Below are 22,941 nucleotides of genomic sequence, written 5' to 3'. Positions count from 1 at the left end.
TGTCACAAGTTTTACGTCTTATTGCTCTTCATTTTGCTGGAAGAACTTTTCATTCACTTCAATTTTCGCTTTCGCTCGTAAAGCTTGTAATAAAGTATTTTGCAACGCAACTTGACGGGCTTGTGCAAGCTGTTTTGTGAATAATTCACTTTCTGCTGCACTTAATGCACCTTGCTCAATATGACTTAATTCCACTAAAACCACCTCGCCATTGCTTGCTTTCGATGCGATATAGCTCGGTTTATTATCCGTTAATGACATGGCAAAAATCACATTATTTAATGCCGCATCGCGATTTTCAGCAAAAACCCATTTCTCCGCTGAGCCAAACTGAACGCCTTCTGGTAACGTTGAGCTTGCATTGTCATTTAAACGTTGTGCTGCTTGGTTTGCTTCTGCCAATACAATTTCTTCTGCTTTTTGGCGCTTCAAGTAGCTGATAATATCGGCTTTTGCTTCCTCTAAGCTTCTTGTACCTTCGGGTTTGTTTGCAATAACACGCACGAGCACAGCATGTTGTTCGCCCACATTCATCGGCTCAGAGTTCACACCCCCTTGTGAAATATCAGAATGGAAGATCGCCGAAATCACATTCGGATAATTTAACGCCGCAGGCACATCATTTGCTGAGAAAAAGTCTGTCTCTTGAATGGTTAATCCCGCCACTTCAGCAGCTTTTTCTAATCCTTCTGGGTGTTCAAACGCTTTTTCTGCCAGTTGTTTTTCAATCGAGAAATACTGATTATTGACTAAATTCTGACGAATTTGATCTGCAATTTGGGTTTTCACAACCTCTAATGGTAAAGTTGATGGTTCTTTACGCTCTGTGACCCAAATAATATGGAACTGATCATCTACTTTCACCGGTTGACTGAATTGCCCCACTTGAAGCGCGTTAGCAGCCTCTTCAAAAGCTTTTGGGAACGTCCCTGCACTGGCCCAACTCAAATCACCACCATTTTCAGCAGAAATTTTATCGAGTGAGCGCGCGCTCGCTAAACCAGCAAAATTAGCGCCATCTTGCAATGCTTGATAAATCTCTTTGGCTTCCGCTTCCGTTGCCACTTGAATATGCGATAAGCGTTGCTGACCTTGTGACACATAAAGGGCTTTATTATCTTGATAATATTGTGCAATTTCTACATCTGACACTTGAATATGTTTTTCGACATCAGCACGCGTTAATGTCATGTATTGCACTTTAGCCAATTCTGGTACTAAAAACGCCCCTTTATTTGCTTCATAATACGCACTAACCTCTTCATCGGAAATGGTTTGCTTTTCTAACACTTGATCGAGCGAAAATGGCGCTAAACGTACTGTTCTTGCTTGAAAGAACAATTCTGTTAATTGCGCTTGTTGTGCAGGAACAATAAATTCACTTTCCGCTAATCCCGTTTGCAACTGCTCTAAACGTAACCCCTCACGCACAATATTGGCGTAGGCATCTGGCGTTAAGCCATTTAATTGCAACATGCGCTGATACAGGGCATTATCAAATTTTCCTTCTTGTTGGAAAAATTGACTTGTCACAATTTCTTGTTTAACACGTTCATCGCTAATACCTATTTTCAACTCATCAGCATACTGGCGTAATAATTCTTGGTTAATTAAATTATTTAGCACACTTTGTCTTAAACCAGCCACAAACTCAGGCGAGCCCGATAAAGCGGCAAATTGTGCACCGAGTTGCTGTCTTAAACGCTCTGACTCTGATTCATAACGTTGATAAAAGGTTTGTTGTGAAATTTCTTCACCATTGATTTTTACCGCTGAAGTATCTACGCGCGTAAAAACGTAACCTGTAATCCCGCTTAACACAAAAGCCACAGCAATCAGACCTAACAAAAATTTGGATACCCAACTGTTTGTCATGCCGTGAAGTTTTTCAATTAACATTGTTATTATCCTATACGTATTTAAATCAACCGAAAATGTGTACGATTATAATCAAAAGTACTGATTTTCGCACTGGCAAAATAAAATAAGCCAAATCATAACAATTTGGCTTTATTTATAAAAGTATTAATTAATTGACCGCACTTTTACGTGAAGTAGATCGCCCTTTGCGGACCGTTTTCGCCGCACTAACCGGTGTCAATTTCATGAATTCAACCCCCGTTGGTGCATTTTCTAACGCAATCGTTAAGACTTCATCAATCGTTTCAACAGCATGAATCGTCAAATTACTTTTCGCGTTATCTGGAATCTCTTCCAAATCTTTCACGTTTTCTTTCGGAATAATCACCGTTTTAATACCACCACGGTGTGCCGCCAGTAATTTCTCTTTCAAGCCACCAATTGGCAACACTTTACCACGCAAGGTGATCTCACCAGTCATTGCCACATCCGCTTTAACAGGGTTCCCCGTCAAGCAAGAAACTAATGCTGTACACATCGCAATCCCCGCACTTGGTCCATCTTTAGGCGTTGCTCCCTCTGGCACGTGAATATGGATATCGCGTTTTTCATGGAAGTCAGACGCAATTCCCAATTTCTCTGCTCGCGAACGCACTACAGTCATCGCTGCTTGAATCGATTCTTTCATCACATCGCCTAGAGAGCCTGTATAAGTTAATTTGCCCTTACCCAAGACTGACGCGGTTTCAATGGTTAGTAAATCACCACCCACTTCGGTCCAGGCTAAGCCTGTGACTTCACCAACACGGTTTTGCGTATCCGCACGACCAAATTCAAAGCGTTTCACGCCTAAGTAATCGTGTAAATTTGTCGCATTCACTTTCAACGATTTCACTTTTTTATCGAGTAATAAGTTTTTCACTGCTTTACGACAGATTTTCGAAATTTCACGTTCAAGGCTACGCACGCCGGCTTCACGGGTGTAGTAACGGATAATATCTAAAATCGCACTGTCTTCAATGGTCAACTCACCCGCTTTTAAGCCATTACGCTCCATTTGTTTTGCAATCAAATGACGTGTAGCAATATTGAGTTTTTCATCTTCGGTATAACCTGACAGACGAATCACTTCCATACGATCCAATAATGGCGCAGGAATACGCATTGAGTTTGAGGTGGCCACAAACATCACATCAGACAGATCGTAGTCGACTTCTAAATAATGATCGTTAAATGAGGTATTTTGCTCAGGATCCAGCACTTCTAATAACGCTGATGCCGGATCTCCACGCATATCTGAACTCATTTTGTCGATTTCATCAAGCAAGAATAACGGGTTTTTTACCCCTACTTTTGCCATTTTCTGAATCAATTTACCCGGCAATGCTCCAATATAGGTTTTACGGTGACCACGAATTTCCGCTTCATCACGCACGCCACCTAATGCCATCCGCACATATTTACGTCCCGTTGCTTGGGCAATCGACTGACCTAACGAGGTTTTTCCCACTCCCGGTGGACCAACTAGACACAGGATAGGTCCTTTGATTTGATTCAAACGAGTTTGTACCGCTAAATACTCTAAAATACGCTCTTTTACGCGCTCAAGTCCGTAATGATCTGCATCCAACACTTGTTGTGCTTTGGTCAGATCTTTCTTCACTTTGGTGCGTTTATGCCAAGGCACTTGAATCATCCAATCAATGTAACTACGTACGACTGTGGCTTCCGCCGACATCGGCGACATCATTTTTAATTTTTGTAATTCTGCTTCGGCTTTACTTTTCGCCTCTGCAGGCATTTTCGCCTCTTCAATTTTTTGGCGGAGTTGCTCAATTTCATCCGCACTATCCCCTTCGCCTAACTCTTTTTGAATGGCTTTGATTTGCTCATTTAAATAATAATCGCGCTGTGTTTTTTCCATTTGCTCTTTGACACGTCCACGAATGCGTTTTTCAATTTGCAATAAATCCGTTTCTGATTCCATTAAACCGAGCAAATATTCAAAACGGGCGACTACTTTGGCAATTTCAAGGACTTTTTGTTTGTGTTTGACTGCCACAGGCATATGCGCAGCTAAGGTATCACTTAAACGATCAAATTCTTCAATACGTTCAAGAGCTGCATGCACATCTGGTTGCACTTTCTTATTTAATTTTGCGTATTTTTCAAATTCTGCAAGGGTCGCTTTTTTGACGACTTCAAGTTCTTTATCATCACCAAATTCTGTTTCAATTAAGCGAATTTGGGCAGAAAAATACTCACCATTATCGTCTAACTGCTCAATAGTGGCACGTTGTTGCCCTTCGACGAGGACTTTTACTGTCCCATCGGGCAATTTTAATAATTGAATAATATTAGCGACCGTACCAACGCGATACACATCATCCACTGTTGGTTCTTCTAAATCAGCTTGTTTTTGAGACACTAATAATAGCTGTTTACCAGTTTCCATTGCTTCATCGAGACTACGAATTGACTTCGGTCTCCCTACAAATAATGGCATCACCATATAAGGAAATACGACGACATCACGCAATGGTAATACTGGAATGCTCTGTTGCTGTGTTTTTTTTGCGCTCATTCCGTTCTCTCTTAGTTAAAAATTAGGCTACTTCGCTCAAATATGAGGGTAAATAATCATAAATCAAGCTTGAGGGCAAAAAAGTGCGGTAAAAAATACCGCACTTTTAGATGACATGCAGAAATTATGCTTTATACACGAGTGTTGGCGGTTGATTGTCTGTAATGGTGCTGGCTTCTACAATCACTTTTTCAAGATGCTGTAATGAAGGCAAGTCATACATAGTATCCAATAAAATGGCTTCCACAATCGAACGTAAACCACGCGCACCAGTTTTACGCGCTAAGGCTTTCTTCGCCATCGCAGTAAGCGCCTCTGGGCTAAATTCCAAGGCAACATCTTCTAAGCTAAATAACGCTTGATATTGTTTAATCAGCGCATTTTTTGGTTCAGTTAAAATTTTAACTAACGCTTCTTCATCAAGCTCAGCCAGTGGTGCTACCACAGGTAAACGACCAATAAATTCTGGAATTAAACCAAATTTCATTAAATCATCTGGTTCGACTTGTTCAAATAATTGGCTCAGAGTGGCTTTATCTTGCTTACTTTTCACTTCTGCACTAAAACCAATACCTGATCCCACATGCACACGTTTTTCGATCACTTTATCTAAGCCGGCAAATGCACCACCACAAATAAACAGAATTTTCGAGGTATCAACACGTAACATTTCTTGTTGTGGATGTTTGCGTCCACCTTGTGGTGGAATTGAGGCAACCGTCCCTTCAATTAATTTAAGTAACGCTTGTTGTACTCCTTCGCCAGAAACATCGCGAGTAATCGACGGATTTTCAGACTTACGGGTAATTTTATCGATCTCATCAATATAAATAATCCCTTGCTCTGCACGTTCTACATCATAGTCGCAACTTTGCACTAATTTTTGTAGTACATTCTCCACGTCTTCCCCCACGTAACCGGCTTCAGTCAACGTAGTGGCATCAGCCATAGCAAAGGGCACATTCAACATACGTGCCATGGTTTCCGCTAATAACGTTTTCCCGCTTCCAGTTGGACCAATAAGCAAAATATTACTTTTACCTAATTCCACATCGGTAATCTGTTTATCAGAACGTAAACGTTTATAGTGATTATAAACGGCGACAGACAACACTTTCTTCGCATAATCTTGCCCGATAACATAATCATCTAAATGTGCACGAATTTCATGTGGTGTGGGTAATTTTTGTTGTTCTGTACTTTCGACTTCTGGCGTTTCTACGGCATCCGATAACAACATATCATGACATAATTCGATACATTCATTACAAATATAACCTGATGTACCCGCAATTAACTTGCTGACGTGTTTCTGTTCTTTACCACAAAAAGAACAATGTAATTCAGTGTCTTTTTCCATTTCTTATCCTAATACTTATCGACTTGCTAACACTTCATCGACCAAGCCATAAGCTTTTGCCTCTTCTGCAGACATAAAATTATCCCGATCCGTGTCACGCTCAATGCGTTCGATAGTTTGACCAGTATGGAACGCTAAACGTTCATTTAGAGTTTGCTTAATTTTTAAGATTTCCTGAGCGTGAATTTGAATATCAGAGGCTTGACCACGGAAGCCACCCAAGGGTTGGTGAATCATCACACGTGCACTCGGTAACGCAATGCGTTTACCCGCGGTTCCTCCCGCTAATAAAAATGCCCCCATTGAACAAGCTTGTCCTACGCAAAGGGTGCGAATATCCGGTTTCACAAATTGCATCGTATCGTAAATCGCCATTCCCGCCGTTACTGAACCGCCCGGTGAATTAATGTAAATGTTAATGTCTTTTTCAGGATCTTCAGATTCTAAAAATAATAATTGCGCAACGATCAAATTTGCCATACGGTCTTCCACTTCACCGCCTAAGAAGATCACGCGCTCTTTTAATAAACGTGAATAAATATCATAAGAACGTTCCCCTCTTGCGGTTTGCTCAACAACCATAGGAATTACACTCATCTCTACCTCTCTCAATCCATTAATCATCCGTTTTTAAATCGTTTTGTTATTCTACCTGAAAATTCCGATTTCACTAAATTGAATATTTACACAAGATAAAAAAGTGCGGTCAAAATATTCAACATTTTGACCGCACTTAAAAGGGATATGACGCTTAAAGCAAATTACGCTTGTGGATTCATCACATCATCAAAAGAGGCTGCTTTTTCCGTCACTTGTGCTTTTGCAAGAACCGCATCAATAGCTTGTTCTTCCAACACAACATTGCGAATATTATTCATTAACTCTTTGTTCTTGCTGTAATATTCAACCACTTCAGCCGGTTGCTCATACGCAGAAGCAATCTCTTCGATCATGGTTTTTGCACGTGCTTCATCGACTTTTAACTCATGAGATGCAATCACTTCCGCTAATAATAAGCCTACTTGAACACGGCGTTTTGCTTGTTCTTCAAACAATTCACGTGGTAATTGTGCAGCTTGCTCTTTGTTGCCGCCAAAACGTTGTGCTGCTTGACCACGCAATACTTCGATTTCTTGTTCTACTGCAGAAGCAGGTACATCAATCGCATTTTGTGCAAGTAAACCATCAATCACTTGACCTTTTACTTTTGCGGTCAACGCATTTTTCAATTCACGTTGCATGTTTTTACGAATTTCGTTACGTAAATCATCTACTGTTTTGGTGTTTGGACCGAATTTCGCCACAAACTCATCGGTTAATTCTGGTAATACCATCACTTCGACTTTTTTCAAGGTAATCGCAAATTTTGCCGCTTTACCTTTTAAGTTTTCTGCGTGATATTCTTCAGGGAAAGTCACGTCAATATCAAATTGTTCACCGGCTTTATGCCCCACAATCCCCTCTTCAAAACCAGGGATCATTCGACCTTGCCCCATGAATAACGTGAAGTCTTCAGCTTTACCACCTTCAAATACTTCGCCATCTACAGAACCCACAAAATCAATCACAACACGGTCTTCTGCGCTTGCGGCTTCTTCTGTTTCCGCCCAAGTTGCTTGCTGTTTACGTAATACATCGATCATTTTATCAATGTCAGCTTCGCTAATTTCAACAACTGGCTTTTCCACTTTAATTTGGTCTAAACCTTGTAAAGCTACTTCTGGATAAACTTCAAAAGTTGCAGTAAATACTAAATCTTTACCTGCTTCAAATTGTTCTACAGCAAAAGCTGGACGACCCGCTAAATTGACTTTTTGCTCCATCACAACGTTAAAGAAATGGCTTTGTAATACATCACCTAGCACATCGTGACGCACAGAGGCACCAAAACGTTTTTCAATGATATGCGGTGGAACTTTACCTTTACGGAAACCGTCAACACGTGCGGTTTTTGCAACACGTTTTAATTCTTCACGTACGGCACCTTCAACAGTGTCAGCTGGAACGGTGATTTGAACACGACGCTCAAGACCTTGAGTTGTTTCAATAGTAAATGACATTATGTTACCTCAAAATGAATTTGCACTCGGCGAATGCACGCACCGAACACGTTAGTAAAAATTAAAGTTAAAAATAACCGACGAATTATAGCGGTTTAAAACACAGCCGTCGAGAAAATGCCACCTAAAAACGCATATTTGTTTATTTTTTAACCTAAACAAAAAAAGGAAGCTAGCTTTGCTTCCTTTTTGTAAAAATAAAATCAATGCCTCTTAAAGCACTTTCGGTAAACGAATTTTCTGACCTGGGAAAATTTTATCCGCGTCTTTAATCACTTCTTTATTTGCTTCAACGATCGCCGTATATTTACTGCCGTTGCCATAAGTTTTCTCAGCAATTTTCCACAAAGTATCGCCTTTTTGGATCACATAGAACTCATCTTCACCACTTAAGCTTTCGCCACTGACGATCACCACTTTATCCACTTTTACTTTAGTAATCCCAGCGACATTTCCCGCCATTAAGACTGCCTTCTCGAGCGCACTTGCTGATTTTGCCGTCCCTTCAATGCTGGCAACGCCATCCTCTACTTTCACATTGAGGTCTTCAATTCCTGGATTATCCTCTTTAATATGCTTAGCGAGTGCCTCTGCGGCGTCTTCTTGTTTAGAAAAAAGCTTACGCCCAATATCACTGACAAAATCAAATAAGCCCATAATACATTCCTCTTTTGTTAAAAAATCAACTAGACCATAACGGAATCATGCGATGAAGTCCACGACTAAGGTAAATCTTTACATAACTTGAAAATTTTTGCATAAATTTGACCGCACTTTGAACAATCTAGGCTAAAATACGCTTTTGATGACAACAAGTGAGAACATATTATGCGTTGGCGTGGTCGTAGAGAAAGCACAAATGTAGAAGATCGTCGTGCCTCAAGCGGTGGTTTAGGTGGCGGTAAGAAAACAGGCATCTTAGGCATCATTATTTTACTCATTGGTGCCTATTACGGTGTGGATTTATCCAGTTTAGTCGGCACTCCCGATTTTGGCATGCAACAATCCAGTCCATTGGCGAGTGAAGAAGAACAAGAGCTAAACAGTTTATCTAGAGTAGTGCTTGCGGATACAGAAACCGTATGGGGCAATTATTTTGCTAGACAGCAACAACGCTATCAAGCCCCTGTGATGGTGCTCTATAACCGTGTGACTCACACCGCTTGTGGTACAGGGCAATCGGCTATGGGACCGTTTTATTGCCCAAATGATCGCAAAGTGTATCTGGATTTATCCTTTTATCAGGACATGAAAACGAAACTTGGTGCTGACGGCGAAGCAGCATTTGCTTATGTAATTGCACATGAAGTGGGACATCATATCCAAAACCTTCTTGGTATCTTACCGAAAGTACATCAACTGCAAGGACAAACAAGCCGAACCCAAGCCAATCAACTTTCCGTTAAAGTAGAACTCCAAGCAGATTGCTTTGCCGGTGTTTGGGCATATCAAGCGTCAAAAACGGGCTTATTTGAAACTGGTGATATTGAAAAAGCTTTCAATGCAGCTGAGGCGGTAGGAGATGATCGCCTACAAAAACGCAGTCAAGGCTATGTCGTTCCCGATAGCTTTACCCATGGCACCTCAGCACAACGCTTACATTGGTTCAAACGTGGCTTAAACAGTGGCGACCCTAATCAATGTAATACATTCTGATCTTTTTTAGCAAAGTGCGCTATTCATTGAAAACATGTTTATCGCACTTTTTTGTTCTTATTCCCTTCCTTACTATCTTCTTTCTGCATTACCTTGCGTTCCATATCCTGTGACCTTTTTATATTTCAAATTGAATATTCATTTCTCTTACCAAGAAATAAAATGAAAAATAAAAAAACTTAAAATGAAATATTTTTATTTCATTTTGATAAATTTATTTTCAAATTGTAATCTAACTCACTTTTTTCAAAACAGAAATGATCTATGATCAAACACGTTGTCGTTCTACAGCAACACAATATCAACTCTTCATATAGGAGGTCGTATGATCGAATACATTACACATGGTGCCGAGTGGTTTATTGGGTTATTTCAAAAGGGAGGGGAAGTTTTAGTGAGTATGATGACAGGTATCCTACCTTTATTAATTTCTCTCTTAGTTGTCATGAACGCTTTAATTAATTTTATTGGACAAGAACGTATTGAACGTCTTGCCCAACGTAGTGCCGGCAATCCAATCTCTCGCTATTTCATTCTACCTGTCATTGGTACGTTTATTTTTTGTAATCCCATGACATTAAGTTTGGGTCGCTTTTTACCTGAGCGTTACAAACCGAGCTATTACGCTGCTGCTTCATATAGCTGCCATTCAATGAATGGACTATTCCCACATATTAATCCAGGTGAACTCTTTGTTTACTTAGGCATCGCAAGTGGCTTAACCACTTTAGGTTTACCACTCGGTCCATTAGCAATCAGTTACTTGTTAGTCGGTATGGTAACTAACTTTTTCCGTGGTTGGATTACTGACTTTACGACTGCGCTTTTCGAAAAAAGAATGGGCATCAAACTAGATAGAGAAGTCAGAATCGCGAATTAATTACCTTGCGAAAATAAGGAGCAACAGAGTATGAATAAAGCAATTTATATTGAAAAAGGAAACGGTGGTTGGGGAGGCCCTTTAACTTTGCCATTAGTTGAAGGAAAAAAGATCCTGTATATGACAGGCGGTACTCGTCCTGCTATTGTTGATAGATTAATTGAGCTGACTGGTTGGGAAGCCGTAGATGGTTTTAAAGAAGGTGAACCTGCAACAGAAGAAATTGGTATTGCGATTGTTGATTGTGGTGGCACACTACGTTGCGGTCTTTATCCCAAACGCCGTATTCCAACAATTAACGTACATGCGACAGGGAAATCTGGTCCACTCGCTGCATATATTGTGGAAGATATTTATGTATCAGCGGTTAAACCACAACATATACAGTTAATTGATGCCGATCTGAGCGTAACAGAAAGCGTGACAGAAACCCCTACGCCAGCTCAACAATATAAAGAATATGATGCTAATAAAAAAATTACTGAACAAAGTGATGGCTTACTCGCGAGAATTAGTATTGGCATGGGCGCTATTGTTGCTGTTTTTTTCCAAGCTGGACGAGATACTATCGATACTGTCTTAAAAACAATTCTGCCATTCATGGCATTCGTTTCCGCCTTAATTGGTATTATCATTGCTTCAGGTTTAGGTGATGTAATTGCACATGGCTTAACGCCTTTAGCAAATAGCCCTATAGGTCTCATCACGCTTGCCTTGATCTGTTCTTTCCCGCTCCTCTCGCCATTCTTAGGACCTGGTGCAGTAATCGCCCAAGTGATTGGTGTTTTAGTCGGAACACAGATAGGTTTAGGCAATATTCCACCACACTTAGCACTACCCGCATTATTCGCTATCAACGCTCAGGCAGCTTGTGACTTCATCCCTGTAGGCTTATCTATGGCAGAAGCCAAGCAAGATACTGTACGCGTTGGCGTACCCGCTGTATTAGTTGGACGTTTCTTAACTGGAGCACCAACAGTATTAGTCGCGTGGTTAGTTTCTGCTTTTATCTATCACTAAACTTAACGTAATGGACGTTGCCTAGACGTCCATTACCCCCATTTAACTTCAATATTGATACAGATAAGGATTGTAGTTATGAAAACTCTTTATCAAAGCAGATTTATTCAAATTGGTAATTTTGCAGCAGAAGCCTTAGATGACGGCATGCTGATCACCTTTAAACAAGGTGTGCCGGAGGAAATAGCTGATTACTGTTATATTCACACCCATGGCGAATTGCACGAAAATTTACAGCTTGGTGATCTGGTGAATTTTAATGAAGAACCTTATTACATTACTGCGATAGGGGATGTCGCAAATCTAAACTTCAAAGAACTTGGACACGTCACTTGGCGCTTTGATGGTGCAGTCGTTGCTGAATTTCCAGGGAGCATTCATCTACAAGGTCCTCCACCTGAAAGTGTGGCAATCAATAGTTTATTCACGATCAAACGTGATGAAAAATAATTTATTTTAGTTTTAAAGAAGGAAAAAATTATGTCAAAAGTTGCAGTCGTTATTGGTGGAGGACAAACATTAGGTGCCTTCTTATCCGAAGGGCTTGCTGAGGCAGGATACCGTGTTGTCGTGGCTGATCTTAATGGCGAAAATGCGAAGCAAGTGGCTACTCGTATCAATACACAACAAGGGATAGGACATGCAATTGGGTTGCAAGTTGATGCCGCAGATGAAACGAGCGTAGAAACTCTTGTGCATGCTACAGATCAAGCTTTTGGAAAAATTGATCTCTTGGTTTATAGCGCCGGCACCGCCAAAGCTTCACCAATTTATGATTTCGATTTGAAAGATTTTGATTTATCCGTAAAAGTCAATTTAACGGGTTACTTCCTTTGCGCGAAGCATTTTTCTCGTTTAATGATCAGAGACGGTATCAAAGGTCGTATTATTCAAATCAACTCAAAATCTGGTAAAGTCGGTAGTAAACATAATTCGGGTTATAGTGCCGCAAAATTTGGTGGTGTAGGTTTAACTCAATCTCTTGCATTAGATCTTGCAGATTACGGCATTACAGTACATTCATTAATGTTAGGTAACTTACTCAAATCACCTATGTTCCAATCTTTAATTCCCCAATATGCGAAGAAATTAGGTATTCCTGAAGAAGAAGTAGAGCAAGTTTACATTGATAAAGTGCCACTTAAACGTGGATGTGATTATCAAGATGTCCTAAATGTCTTGAAATTTTATGCCAGTGAAGAAGCATCTTATTGTACTGGTCAGTCAATTAATATCACTGGCGGACAAGTGATGTTCTAAATGAACAAAAGTGCGGTGACTTTTAGCCTAGTTGAGAAAATGTACATTCTTCTTACGAGATGAATGAGATACAAAACTGGGCTAAAAGTTATTTCAATTTTCGGAGGAACCATGGATACCACAACAATATTGATTTTCTTTGCCGCTTTTATGTGGCTTATACAGATTATCCTTGGCTGGCAACAAGTTTCCGCATTTAATCGCGCGTTTATGTCGATCAGTCAAAAGGGCAAAATTTTAACCGGTAGAAACAGTGGACGTTTTAATCCAAAGTCAATCATTGTACTCGCAATAGACGATAATGACACCGTTATTGATAGCTTACAAATGAAAGGATTTTCTGTATTTGCTCGCCCACAAACATGTGAACAAGTCATTGGCTTAAAAGTAGACCAAATTCAACCAGAACGCATTTTTCCAAAAGATAAAAAATCGCAATTTGCTTTAAAAATTGCAATTTCATCGTTATATAGAAACTAAATACTTAACAATGAAAATTTTTTCTTTCAATTGATACACTTTTAATCACAAAATATTTATAATACGGCTGAGAAATAAATGAAAATAAGTAGCGGGATTTTTGATATGGACGGTGTCATGATTGACTCTGAACCACACTGGGCAAAAGCACAAATTCATGCCTTAGCAAATGTTGATATTCACATTACTATACAAACCTGTGAACAATTAACACGTGGTAAACGTATTGACGAAATTACGAGTATTTGAATCCAACATTTTAATTTACCAACTACCACACAAAGATTAGCGGATACGATTTTAAATCATGCGTATCACGCTATTTTGCAAGAAGGCAAGCCGATGTTAGGATTATATGAATTACTGCATTTCCTGAAAGCAAGACATATCAAAATGGCAGTCGCTACCTCATCTTTCCCCAAAATAATTCAGGCAGTATTTGATAAATTAAAATTATGGGGTTACTTTATACTACAATGTAGTGCAGATGATGAGCAATTCGGTAAACCACATCCCGCGGTATACTTGAAAACAATCCCAAAATTAGGTATTTCATCCAAGGAATGTCTTGTCATTGAAGACAGTGTTGTCGGTCTGATTGCTGCGAAAGCAGCAAATTTACGTACATTTATTGTGAATACTCATTACCAAAATGCTCAGTTTGCTATTGCAGATGCACGATTACCCACACGACTAGATGTGATCAAAAAACTGGAAGACGATTAGCAAGATAGCACAAAAATATGCTTGCTAAGATATAGGAACAAAACATGAAACCTTTTGAAAGACAGCAGCATATTTTTAATTATTTAATGACAAATGGAAAAACCAAAGTCGATGAATTAGCGAGTCATTTTCATCTCACTGGTGCAACAATTCGTAAAGATCTCACTGCGTTGGAAAAACAAAATAAAGTCTTAAGAACCTATGGTAGTGTCGTCGTTACCCAAAAAGATCTTGAACAAGACCCTCCTATTGATTTTAAAACCAATGTCAACCTCAGCCAAAAACAACGAATTGGAAAAAAAGCCGCCACCCTCATCAACGAAGGAGATTCTATTATCTTTGATGCCGGCAGTACTGTCCTACAAATTATCCCCAATTTAACCACATTTGATAACTTGTCTATCATGACAAATAGCTTAACGATCTTTAATGCTGTTCTACAACTCAATAAATCCTATAACTTATTAATGTCTGGCGGATCATTCCGTGAAAAATCAGCGTCGTTTCATGGTTATTTTGCAGAATCTGTTTTCATTGGTTCAACTTTTGATACGTTATTTATTGGTACTGATGGTCTTGATCTTGACGTTGGATTAACGACGTTTAATGAAGTTTATCGCGTCAGTTCATTAATGTGTAACGCCGCCAAAAAAATCATTGTCCTTGCTGATTCAAGTAAATTTGGACGAAAAACGCCAAATATCGTCTGTGGTTTAGAAAAAATCCATACTATTGTTACTGATGATAAGTTACCGACAGAAATGAAAGACAAACTCATCGAAAAAGGTATTGAGGTTTTAATTGTTTAGTTTAGCTTAGCTAAACCTTTATCACTGGCATGTGTGATAACACGCGTCTTACTCAAGACGTGCTCAAACATCTCACTTATGCAATAAAAAGTGGTATTTCATATACATGATAGAAAATACAGGATAAAAATACCCCTTCACGTAATAACACAGAGTCAGAAACCAAAAAGAACAATAGAAATAGCTTTTTATACTTATACCTTTCTAAAAATCCTCCACAAAAACAAATTAAACACCAAAATTTTATTTGACAGCCTTATATTAATCGGTAATATGAAAACCGTTACAGTTTCAAAACAAGGATTTTTTTACTTATGTTTACCATGTGTTCTTTATCTCTCAACCTTCTGCTCACACAGTCATTGTGCGGCTAGGTTGTGGATAAAAAACAGTAAAATATCCCACAAATTAGACCCGCACATGTAAGCGGGTCTTTTTTTATGAAAACGAAAAAAGACGACTGTACTTAAATACTCGAAATAGCACAACACGAACAACAATAAGGATCTCAATATGGCAGACAATATCATTATTTTTGACACCACATTACGTGATGGCGAACAGGCATTAAAAGCCAGCTTAACGGTAAAAGAAAAATTACAAATTGCCTTCGCCTTGGAACGTTTAGGCGTGGATGTCATGGAAGTGGGGTTCCCCATTTCGTCTGCTGGAGATTTTGAATCGGTGCAAACCATTGCCCACCATATTAAGAATAGCCGCGTTTGTGCTTTATCTCGCGCTGTGGATAAAGATATTGATGCTGCAGCAGAAGCGTTGAAAGTAGCGGAGGCATTCCGTATTCACACGTTTATTGCCACGTCTGCTTTACATGTGGAAGCCAAATTACGTCGTACCTTTGAAGATGTGGTCGATATGGCGATCAATGCCGTGAAACGCGCGAGAAACTACACCGATGATGTGGAGTTTTCTTGTGAAGATGCAGGGCGTACTGGTGTGGATAATATCTGCCGTATTGTAGAAGCCGCAATTAAAGCCGGTGCCACGACTGTCAATATTCCCGATACTGTCGGCTACTGTTTGCCATATCAATACGGCGATATTATTGCGAATGTGATGAATCGTGTACCAAACATTGATAAAGCGGTTATTTCTGTGCATTGCCACAATGATTTAGGAATGGCAACTGCCAATTCATTAACAGCGGTTCAAAATGGCGCACGACAAATTGAATGTACCATTAACGGGATCGGTGAACGTGCCGGTAATACCGCATTAGAAGAAGTAGTGATGGCAATTAAAACGCGCCAAGATATGTTCAATGGTTTAGATACTCGCATTAACACACAAGAAATTCACCGTGTCAGCCAAATGGTGAGCCAACTTTGTAATATGCCAATTCAACCGAATAAAGCGATTGTGGGATCCAATGCCTTTGCCCATTCTTCAGGTATCCACCAAGATGGTATGGTAAAACATAAAAATACTTATGAAATTATGTCGCCTGAAAGCATTGGCTTGAAAAAAGAAAAATTGAACTTAACCGCGCGTTCAGGTCGTGCCGCGGTGAAAAACCATATGAGCGAGATGGGCTACCAAGAAAGTGATTACGATTTAGATAAACTCTATGAAGCATTCTTGAAATTGGCGGACAAAAAAGGGCAAGTGTTCGACTATGATTTAGAAGCGCTTGCGTTTATTGATATGCAACAAGGCGATGAAGATCGCTTAACCTTAGACGTGATCACTTCACAATGTATCAGCCACTTACCCGCATCTGCCTTTGTGCAAGTGGAATTAGACGGCAAAAAAATGAGCCAAGTGTCTAACGGTGGTAATGGACCTGTTGATGCGGTTTACAATGCGATTTTAGCGATCACCGGCTTAGAGATGAAAATGCTTAACTACAACTTGACGGCTAAAGGTGAAGGTGCCGAAGCTTTGGGGCAAGTGGATATTGTGGTGGAACACGAAGGCAGACGTTTCCACGGCGTGGGACTTGCGACTGACATTGTGGAATCTTCTGCCAGAGCATTGATTCATGCGATTAATGCCATTTACCGTTCGCAAAAAGTGGCAGATTTGAAATTACATAAAATTGCTGGCGTGTAAAAAAACGGATTCAAAACACACCGCACTTTAAACAAACATGATGCCAACATGTGATAAGAAGAAATTCATCCAAGACAAACTTCATTAAAAGATCAAAAGGAAAAACCAAATGCAAACATTCAACATCGCGGTATTAAGTGGCGACGGTATCGGACCAGAAATCATGGCAGAAGCCATTAAAGTCTTAGACGTGGTACAACAAAAATACGCATTCAAGTTAAACTATCGTACTTTTGATGTGGGTGGCATTGCCATCGACAACCACGGTACACCACTACCTGAAGCGACCTTAAAAGGCTGTGAAGAAAGCGATGCGATTTTATTTGGCTCAGTAGGCGGACCAAAATGGGAACATTTGCCACCAGCACAACAACCCGAACGAGGCGCCTTATTGCCACTACGCAAACACTTTGCCTTATTCTGTAACTTACGTCCAGCCACCCTTTACAAAGGGTTAGAAAAATTCTGTCCATTGCGTGCCGATATTTCTGCCAAAGGCTTTGATATGGTCACTGTGCGTGAATTAACCGGTGGCATTTATTTTGGTCAACCGAAAGGACGTGAAGGCGAAGGTGCCAATGAAAAAGCCTTTGATACGGAAGTGTATCATCGTTATGAAATTGAACGTATTGCTCGCGTTGCTTTTGACACTGCAATGAAACGTAGCAAACACGTGACGTCCGTAGATAAAGCCAATGTGTTGATCAGTTCTGTCTTATGGCGTGAAGTGGTATGTGACGTGGCGAAAGATTACCCTGAGGTAACATTAGATCATATCTACATTGATAACGCTACTATGCAATTAATCAAGCAACCTGAATTTTTCGATGTGTTACTCTGTTCGAATATTTTCGGCGATATTATTTCCGATGAATGTGCGATGATCACTGGCTCAATGGGGATGTTGCCTTCTGCCAGCTTGAACGAAAAAGGCTTTGGTTTATACGAACCTGCTGGTGGCTCCGCGCCTGATATCGCAGGCAAAGGCATCGCTAACCCGATTGCACAAATTTTATCGGCTGCCATGATGCTACGCCACAGTTTCAACTTAAATGAAGCCGCGACAGCCATTGAAAACGCTGTGAAAAACGTCCTCGCAGAAGGACACCGCACTGCTGATTTAGCCGATGAAAGCCAACCACTTTCAACCAAACAAATGGGCGACCTCATCGCCCAAGCGGTAGAATAAAACTTTAAAAAAATTATACGTAATCGTTCTTAACGATTACTATGGCTTCGCCACCGTTGGCAAAGCCAACGTTCAAAAACTAAAGTTTTTGTCACCGCACTTTTCGTTAATACTCAGACAACTTCCCTTCGATTTTGCCTGAGCGTAAGGAAATTTTTAGGAAAGTTACGCCAGCGTAGCAACGCGAAGACGGCTAACTTTCCGTTAAGAAAATTGCCTTTAAGCGAAGAAAAGCAAAATCACAGGGGCACCTTTCTTTTGGTTACTTTTCTTTGGTGACACAAAGAAAAGTAACGAAGAATAAAATAATTAAAGCTCAAACATCATTAGGAATAACACAATGTCCAAAACCCTATACGAAAAACTCTTCGACGCACATGTCGTCCACGAAGCCAATGGCGAAACGCCATTGATTTACATCAACCGCCATTTAGTGCATGAAGTGACCTCCCCACAAGCCTTTGATGGTTTGCGCGCCATGGGACGTTCCGTTCGTCAACCGAGTAAAACCGTTGCTACCATGGATCACAATGTCCCAACTAATAGTCGTGATCTAGCAGGCTCAGGCGAAATGGGACGAGTGCAAATGGTAGAGTTAGCCAAAAATACTGAACAATTTGGCATCACACTCTACGATATTAACCACATCAATCAAGGTATTGTGCATGTCATGGGACCAGAACAAGGTTTAACTTTACCGGGTATGACCATTGTCTGTGGCGACTCACATACCGCTACCCATGGCGCCTTTGGGGCATTAGCCTTTGGGATCGGCACCTCCGAAGTTGAGCATGTGCTTGCTACTCAAACCATTAAACAAGCACGTGCAAAAAAAATGAAAATTGAAGTGCGTGGCAAAGTACGTGACGGGATTAGCGCGAAAGATATCGTGTTAGCCATCATCGGTAAAACAACCATGGGCGGTGGCACAGGACACGTTGTGGAATTCTGTGGTGAAGCGATCCGCGATCTTTCCATGGAAGGACGCATGACCGTCTGCAATATGGCTATCGAGTTAGGTGCGAAATCCGGTATTATTGCGCCCGATGAAACAACGTTTGCTTACTTAAAAGACAAACCTTACGCGCCGAAAGGCAAAGATTGGGACGAGGCTGTCGCCTATTGGCAAACATTGCATAGCGATGAAGGGGCTGAATTTGATACCGTTGTCACGCTAGAAGCCAGTGAAATCGAACCACAAGTGACTTGGGGTACCAACCCAGGACAAGTGATTGGTATTAATCAGTCGATCCCAAATCCAGCGGAAATGTCAGATCCGATTGAGCGTCAATCTGCTGAAAAAGCCTTAGCCTACATGGATTTACCGCACAGCATTAAATTGACCGATGTCGCCATTGATAAAGTCTTTATTGGTTCTTGCACAAACTCTCGTATTGAAGATTTGCGTGCAGCAGCAGCGATCGCCAAAGGACGCAAAGTGGCAGATGGCGTACAAGCCTTGGTCGTACCGGGTTCAGGTTTAGTGCGAGAACAAGCCGAGAAAGAAGGCTTAGATAAAATCTTTATTGAAGCCGGTTTTGAATGGCGTTTACCGGGTTGTTCTATGTGTCTAGCCATGAATAACGACCACTTAGCCCCAGGTGAACGTTGCGCCTCCACTAGTAACCGTAACTTTGAGGGGCGTCAAGGTCGTGGTGGACGCACCCATTTAGTCAGTCCTGCGATGGCCGCCGCCGCTGCCGTTTACGGCAAATTTGTCGACATCCGTAACTTGGAATTACATTAACCACATTCCCCTCTTAAACCTAGAGGGGAAAACAGAAAAACTGTTTTAAAACTAACCGCACTTTATTGATAACGCTCAGACAAAGCGCCCCTTCGATTTTGCCTGAGTGTAAGAAAATTTTTAGGAAAGTTACGCAGCGTAGCAACGCGAAGACAGCTAACTTTCCGTTAAGAAAATTATCTTTAAACGAAGAAAAGCAAAATCGCAAGTACGGTACAGCATAACAGAATCAACATGTAAGAGAGAAATCACATGCCTAAAGAATTTAAACAACACACGGGTATCGCCGTCCCCCTTGATGCCTCAAACGTGGATACCGATGCTATTATCCCAAAACAGTTCTTACAAAAAGTCACTCGTATTGGTTTTGGTCAACACTTATTCCATGAATGGCGCTTTTTAGATGATGAAGGAAAACAACCCAACCCAGACTTCGTGTTAAACTACCCACGTTATCAAGGTGCCAGTATTTTATTAGCCCGTGAGAATTTTGGTTGTGGTTCCTCTCGCGAACACGCACCTTGGGCGCTCGATGATTATGGTATTCGTGTGATTATTGCGCCCAGTTTTGCTGATATTTTTTATGGCAATAGCTTAAATAATCAGATGTTACCAATTCGCCTTAGCGATGAAGAAGTGGAAGAATTGTTCCAGTTTGTCAATGCTAATGAAGGTGCAACCATTACGGTGGATCTAGAAACACAAAGGGTCAGCGCGAATAACAAAGTCTATTCCTTTGAAATCGACCCTTTTTGTCGCCATTGTTTGTTAAATGGGTTAGACAATATCGGACTAACCTTGCAACACGAAGCAAAAATCGCAGAATACGAAAGCAACATCCCTGCTTTCTTACGCTAAATATGTTCAAGAGATGAAACAATCATCTCTTGAGCTTTTTCCCACCCATTCATATTATTTTTCCTTGTTATTTTATGTACAAAATAAATACCTAAAGGTTTTGCTATTTTCAATAACCAGGAAGATGTTTTTTCACGTAAAAAACATGTCCTCTTCTCAATAAAAAGCAAAATAGACCAAAAAACGAACAGAATAGTACCATTTATACAATGGATATGTTGTTGTATTTATTATGAATAAGCTATTTACTCTCTGTACAAAATTGTGTCAAAATAAAAATGGTTTTTAACATTTTTCGTAAAAAATAATAATGAGAAAAATATATGCATAAGCGAGTAGTCGATTTTATTAAGAAACAATACTTATTTACTCTTGCCTGTACAGAAAATAATCTCCCTTGGGCAAATGCCTTTTATTATGTTTTCGACGAAAAAGAAAATAGATTAATTTATATTACAGGTGATCAAACTCATCATGCGAAAGTGCTTCGCAATAACTCGCGTGTTGCAGGTACCATTTTTGTTCCCACAAAATTTGTCCCATCTCTACAAGGTGTACAATTTACAGGTCGCTCGAGTCAATTATTTTCAACACAAGCAGAACAAGCCCGTGCTTTATATAAAACTGAATATTCACATCACTTAATTGATCAACTCACGGTTTGGCAAGTTGAACTGGAGTATGTTCGTTTAGTGGATAATTCACTCGGCTTATTTAGTACGATAGAATGGCGTAAAGGGCAAGTAGCGGAAGAAACAGACCACTATGCCTAAAACGTGCAATACAAATAGGTTAATGTAGCTGTAATTGGCGACGAATTTTGCGTAAAAGTAAAAAGACCCACGGCCATAACAGCCCGCTCGCCAATGCGCCATAACTTTCTTGCCAATTAAATGATGCGCTATGCAAAAGTAATTCAATGAGAAAAATACTAAAGCGAATCGAGAAAACAAAGATAATGACCAACAAGCTTTGCATCCAGAGCGATAGATTACGTAGGACTAAATGATTAAGTGCGACTAAATAGGTAAAAAGCGATAAGACTAACGCATGTACCCCTAAAATAGAACCAAGCACTAAGTCCCAAATCACCCCAAGCACAAACGCCGATCCTATACTCACTTTATTTGGCAGCGCAAGTGTCCAATAGAGCAAAACCAGTACTAACCACGCCGGCTTAAAATTTTGGAAGTCCGTTGGCCAAGGGGCAATTTCCATCACTAACGCCACAATAAAAGTACAAATCAAAATTAGCCATTGTAGGATAAAACGCTTTTGCATTACGGTTCCTCTCTCGACGGTGATTCTGTTACCGTCGGTAATGGATGATTTTCAGCAGGATTTTCCAATACTGGACTCGGCTCGTCTGCTTCCACAGGATTGTTGTCGTTTTCTTCTTTAACCAACGTTTTTGTTACCTTACCTGCTTCTACTCCTTGATTTTCCAAACGTTGTTGCACAGTACGTCGAATATCTGCAGGTGAAATAGACTGGACTTTGCGCATCTCTTCATTCGTCGGCCATAAAAGCAAAACATAGCGTAAACGTTCAATCGAAGCTAATGGCTTTGCTGTTACAGTAGCAAAATAATTTTGCCCATCACGTGATACGGATTCCACAATGGCAACAGGATAACCTTCTAAAAAACGCCCACCTAATCCAGAAGTGACTAATAAATCCCCTTTGACAATATCGACCGAACGCGGCACATGATCTAAACTCAGTTCATCATTCCGTCCTGTCCCACTCGCAATCAAACGGACATCATTACGTAGTACTTGTACTGGAATAGAATGGGTCACATCTGTCAATAGAAGAACGCGACTCGTATTTTCACCAACGGAGATAAGTTGCCCAACAATACCCTTTTCATCAATAATCGGCTGCCCGACATAAGCACCGTCACGTTGTCCTTGGTTAATCACGACTTGCTTACGATACACATCAGTTTCTGCCGTTAAGACTTCAGCAATTTTTTTGTACTCATCTGTACGTAGAGGGGAATTAAGCAATAAGCGCAGGCGTTGATTTTCTACTTTGAGTTGATCTAACAACAATAAATCTGCATTTTTTTCACGCAGTTGATCACGCAAAACTCGGTTTTCAATTTGCAATTTATTGGTATCAACCAAATTATCTGAAACCCCATCCAATACCGTTCTCGGTGTATTGGCAAGATAATACAGCCCGCCTACTGCGGTTTCCATAATACTGCGTGCTTTAATCATCGCATTGGATTGACCGTCCGAAACAATCAATGCAATGGATGCTAAAATCGCCAGAATTAAGCGAAGACCTAAAGGAGGTGCTTTTCCAAAAATAGGTTTCATATACGAATTAGGCTAGCCTTGTCAGCAATAAAAGAGAAGTAAAAGTGCGGTC

The 22,941-nt window shown here is 40.4% G+C and carries 22 protein-coding genes; 14 read left to right on the top strand and 8 right to left on the bottom strand.

Annotated features, from left to right (window positions below; translation table 11 throughout):
• Positions 1–18: 18 nt before the first annotated feature.
• The 6 genes from KPF51_RS00845 to lysM all read right to left on the bottom strand — a co-directional run bounded on the left by KPF51_RS00845 (position 19) and on the right by lysM (position 8,521).
• Positions 19–1,899 carry a SurA N-terminal domain-containing protein gene (locus KPF51_RS00845; protein WP_061406247.1) on the bottom strand — a complete coding sequence of 627 codons (1,881 nt, stop codon included), beginning with the start codon at positions 1,897–1,899 and terminating at the stop codon, positions 19–21.
• A 130-nt stretch (positions 1,900–2,029) separates the two neighbouring features.
• On the bottom strand, positions 2,030–4,444 hold the full coding sequence (lon, locus tag KPF51_RS00840) for an endopeptidase La (protein ID WP_010907433.1): 2,415 nt from the start codon (positions 4,442–4,444) through the stop codon (positions 2,030–2,032).
• Between the two features lie 124 nt (positions 4,445–4,568).
• Entirely contained in the window at positions 4,569–5,804 is a 1,236-nt protein-coding gene (gene clpX / locus KPF51_RS00835; RefSeq protein WP_005719489.1) for an ATP-dependent protease ATP-binding subunit ClpX, read from the bottom strand.
• 15 nt (positions 5,805–5,819) lie between these two features.
• Complete coding sequence (clpP, locus tag KPF51_RS00830) at positions 5,820–6,401, bottom strand: ATP-dependent Clp endopeptidase proteolytic subunit ClpP (RefSeq protein WP_005725064.1); 582 nt, start codon at positions 6,399–6,401, stop codon at positions 5,820–5,822.
• Positions 6,402–6,565: 164 nt separating this feature from the next.
• Positions 6,566–7,864, bottom strand: a complete 1,299-nt coding sequence (gene tig, locus KPF51_RS00825; RefSeq protein WP_005725062.1) for a trigger factor — start codon at positions 7,862–7,864, stop codon at positions 6,566–6,568.
• 213 nt (positions 7,865–8,077) lie between these two features.
• Positions 8,078–8,521, bottom strand: coding sequence for a peptidoglycan-binding protein LysM (gene lysM / locus KPF51_RS00820; protein ID WP_005719483.1), 444 nt, complete (start codon positions 8,519–8,521; stop codon positions 8,078–8,080).
• 171 nt (positions 8,522–8,692) lie between these two features.
• Here lysM and KPF51_RS00815 point away from each other — a divergent pair, with 171 nt between their 5' ends.
• The 14 genes from KPF51_RS00815 to KPF51_RS00750 all read left to right on the top strand — a co-directional run bounded on the left by KPF51_RS00815 (position 8,693) and on the right by KPF51_RS00750 (position 21,332).
• A complete protein-coding gene (locus KPF51_RS00815) occupies positions 8,693–9,520 on the top strand; it encodes a neutral zinc metallopeptidase (protein WP_005719481.1) in 828 nt (275 codons plus the stop codon).
• A gap of 325 nt (positions 9,521–9,845) precedes the next feature.
• Positions 9,846–10,400, top strand: coding sequence for a PTS glucitol/sorbitol transporter subunit IIC (locus tag KPF51_RS00810; protein WP_005725059.1), 555 nt, complete (start codon positions 9,846–9,848; stop codon positions 10,398–10,400).
• Positions 10,401–10,430: 30 nt separating this feature from the next.
• Entirely contained in the window at positions 10,431–11,420 is a 990-nt protein-coding gene (locus KPF51_RS00805; RefSeq protein ID WP_211599548.1) for a PTS glucitol/sorbitol transporter subunit IIB, read from the top strand.
• Between the two features lie 78 nt (positions 11,421–11,498).
• On the top strand, positions 11,499–11,870 hold the full coding sequence (srlB, locus tag KPF51_RS00800) for a PTS glucitol/sorbitol transporter subunit IIA (protein WP_010907430.1): 372 nt from the start codon (positions 11,499–11,501) through the stop codon (positions 11,868–11,870).
• Between the two features lie 30 nt (positions 11,871–11,900).
• On the top strand, positions 11,901–12,680 hold the full coding sequence (gene srlD, locus KPF51_RS00795; RefSeq protein ID WP_005719474.1) for a sorbitol-6-phosphate dehydrogenase: 780 nt from the start codon (positions 11,901–11,903) through the stop codon (positions 12,678–12,680).
• 111 nt (positions 12,681–12,791) lie between these two features.
• Entirely contained in the window at positions 12,792–13,160 is a 369-nt protein-coding gene (gutM, locus tag KPF51_RS00790; protein WP_059245735.1) for a transcriptional regulator GutM, read from the top strand.
• A 78-nt stretch (positions 13,161–13,238) separates the two neighbouring features.
• Positions 13,239–13,409: a hypothetical protein gene (locus KPF51_RS00785; protein WP_061406249.1), complete on the top strand. Its 171-nt coding sequence runs from the start codon at positions 13,239–13,241 to the stop codon at positions 13,407–13,409.
• The gene (locus KPF51_RS00780; protein WP_315591403.1) at positions 13,410–13,886 is read left to right on the top strand and encodes an HAD-IA family hydrolase; all 477 of its coding nucleotides are present in this window, start codon (positions 13,410–13,412) and stop codon (positions 13,884–13,886) included. It begins immediately after the preceding gene.
• A 44-nt stretch (positions 13,887–13,930) separates the two neighbouring features.
• Positions 13,931–14,695 (top strand): DNA-binding transcriptional repressor, encoded by a 765-nt coding sequence (locus KPF51_RS00775; RefSeq protein ID WP_005725056.1) that lies wholly within the window; start codon positions 13,931–13,933, stop codon positions 14,693–14,695.
• Positions 14,696–15,208: 513 nt separating this feature from the next.
• On the top strand, positions 15,209–16,765 hold the full coding sequence (gene leuA / locus KPF51_RS00770; RefSeq protein WP_061406250.1) for a 2-isopropylmalate synthase: 1,557 nt from the start codon (positions 15,209–15,211) through the stop codon (positions 16,763–16,765).
• Positions 16,766–16,874: 109 nt separating this feature from the next.
• Positions 16,875–17,954, top strand: a complete 1,080-nt coding sequence (gene leuB, locus KPF51_RS00765; RefSeq protein WP_061406251.1) for a 3-isopropylmalate dehydrogenase — start codon at positions 16,875–16,877, stop codon at positions 17,952–17,954.
• A 340-nt stretch (positions 17,955–18,294) separates the two neighbouring features.
• On the top strand, positions 18,295–19,701 hold the full coding sequence (leuC, locus tag KPF51_RS00760; RefSeq protein WP_211599549.1) for a 3-isopropylmalate dehydratase large subunit: 1,407 nt from the start codon (positions 18,295–18,297) through the stop codon (positions 19,699–19,701).
• A gap of 252 nt (positions 19,702–19,953) precedes the next feature.
• Positions 19,954–20,559 (top strand): 3-isopropylmalate dehydratase small subunit, encoded by a 606-nt coding sequence (gene leuD, locus KPF51_RS00755; protein WP_061406253.1) that lies wholly within the window; start codon positions 19,954–19,956, stop codon positions 20,557–20,559.
• A gap of 323 nt (positions 20,560–20,882) precedes the next feature.
• Positions 20,883–21,332, top strand: coding sequence for a pyridoxamine 5'-phosphate oxidase family protein (locus KPF51_RS00750; RefSeq protein WP_005719455.1), 450 nt, complete (start codon positions 20,883–20,885; stop codon positions 21,330–21,332).
• 19 nt (positions 21,333–21,351) lie between these two features.
• Here the strand turns inward: KPF51_RS00750 and mreD are convergent, their stop codons facing one another.
• Both mreD and mreC read right to left on the bottom strand, forming a co-directional pair.
• Positions 21,352–21,840 carry a rod shape-determining protein MreD gene (mreD, locus tag KPF51_RS00745; RefSeq protein ID WP_005725048.1) on the bottom strand — a complete coding sequence of 163 codons (489 nt, stop codon included), beginning with the start codon at positions 21,838–21,840 and terminating at the stop codon, positions 21,352–21,354.
• Entirely contained in the window at positions 21,840–22,889 is a 1,050-nt protein-coding gene (gene mreC, locus KPF51_RS00740; protein ID WP_005719451.1) for a rod shape-determining protein MreC, read from the bottom strand. Before mreC ends, mreD begins: the two co-directional genes overlap by 1 nt.
• Between the last annotated feature and the right edge of the window lie 52 nt (positions 22,890–22,941).

The sequence above is a fragment of the Pasteurella sp. XG20 genome (assembly GCF_018968665.1).
GTDB classification, from domain to species: domain Bacteria; phylum Pseudomonadota; class Gammaproteobacteria; order Enterobacterales; family Pasteurellaceae; genus Pasteurella; species Pasteurella multocida.
Note: the sequence above shows the minus strand (reverse complement) of the source record. Positions and strands in the feature narration are given on the sequence as shown.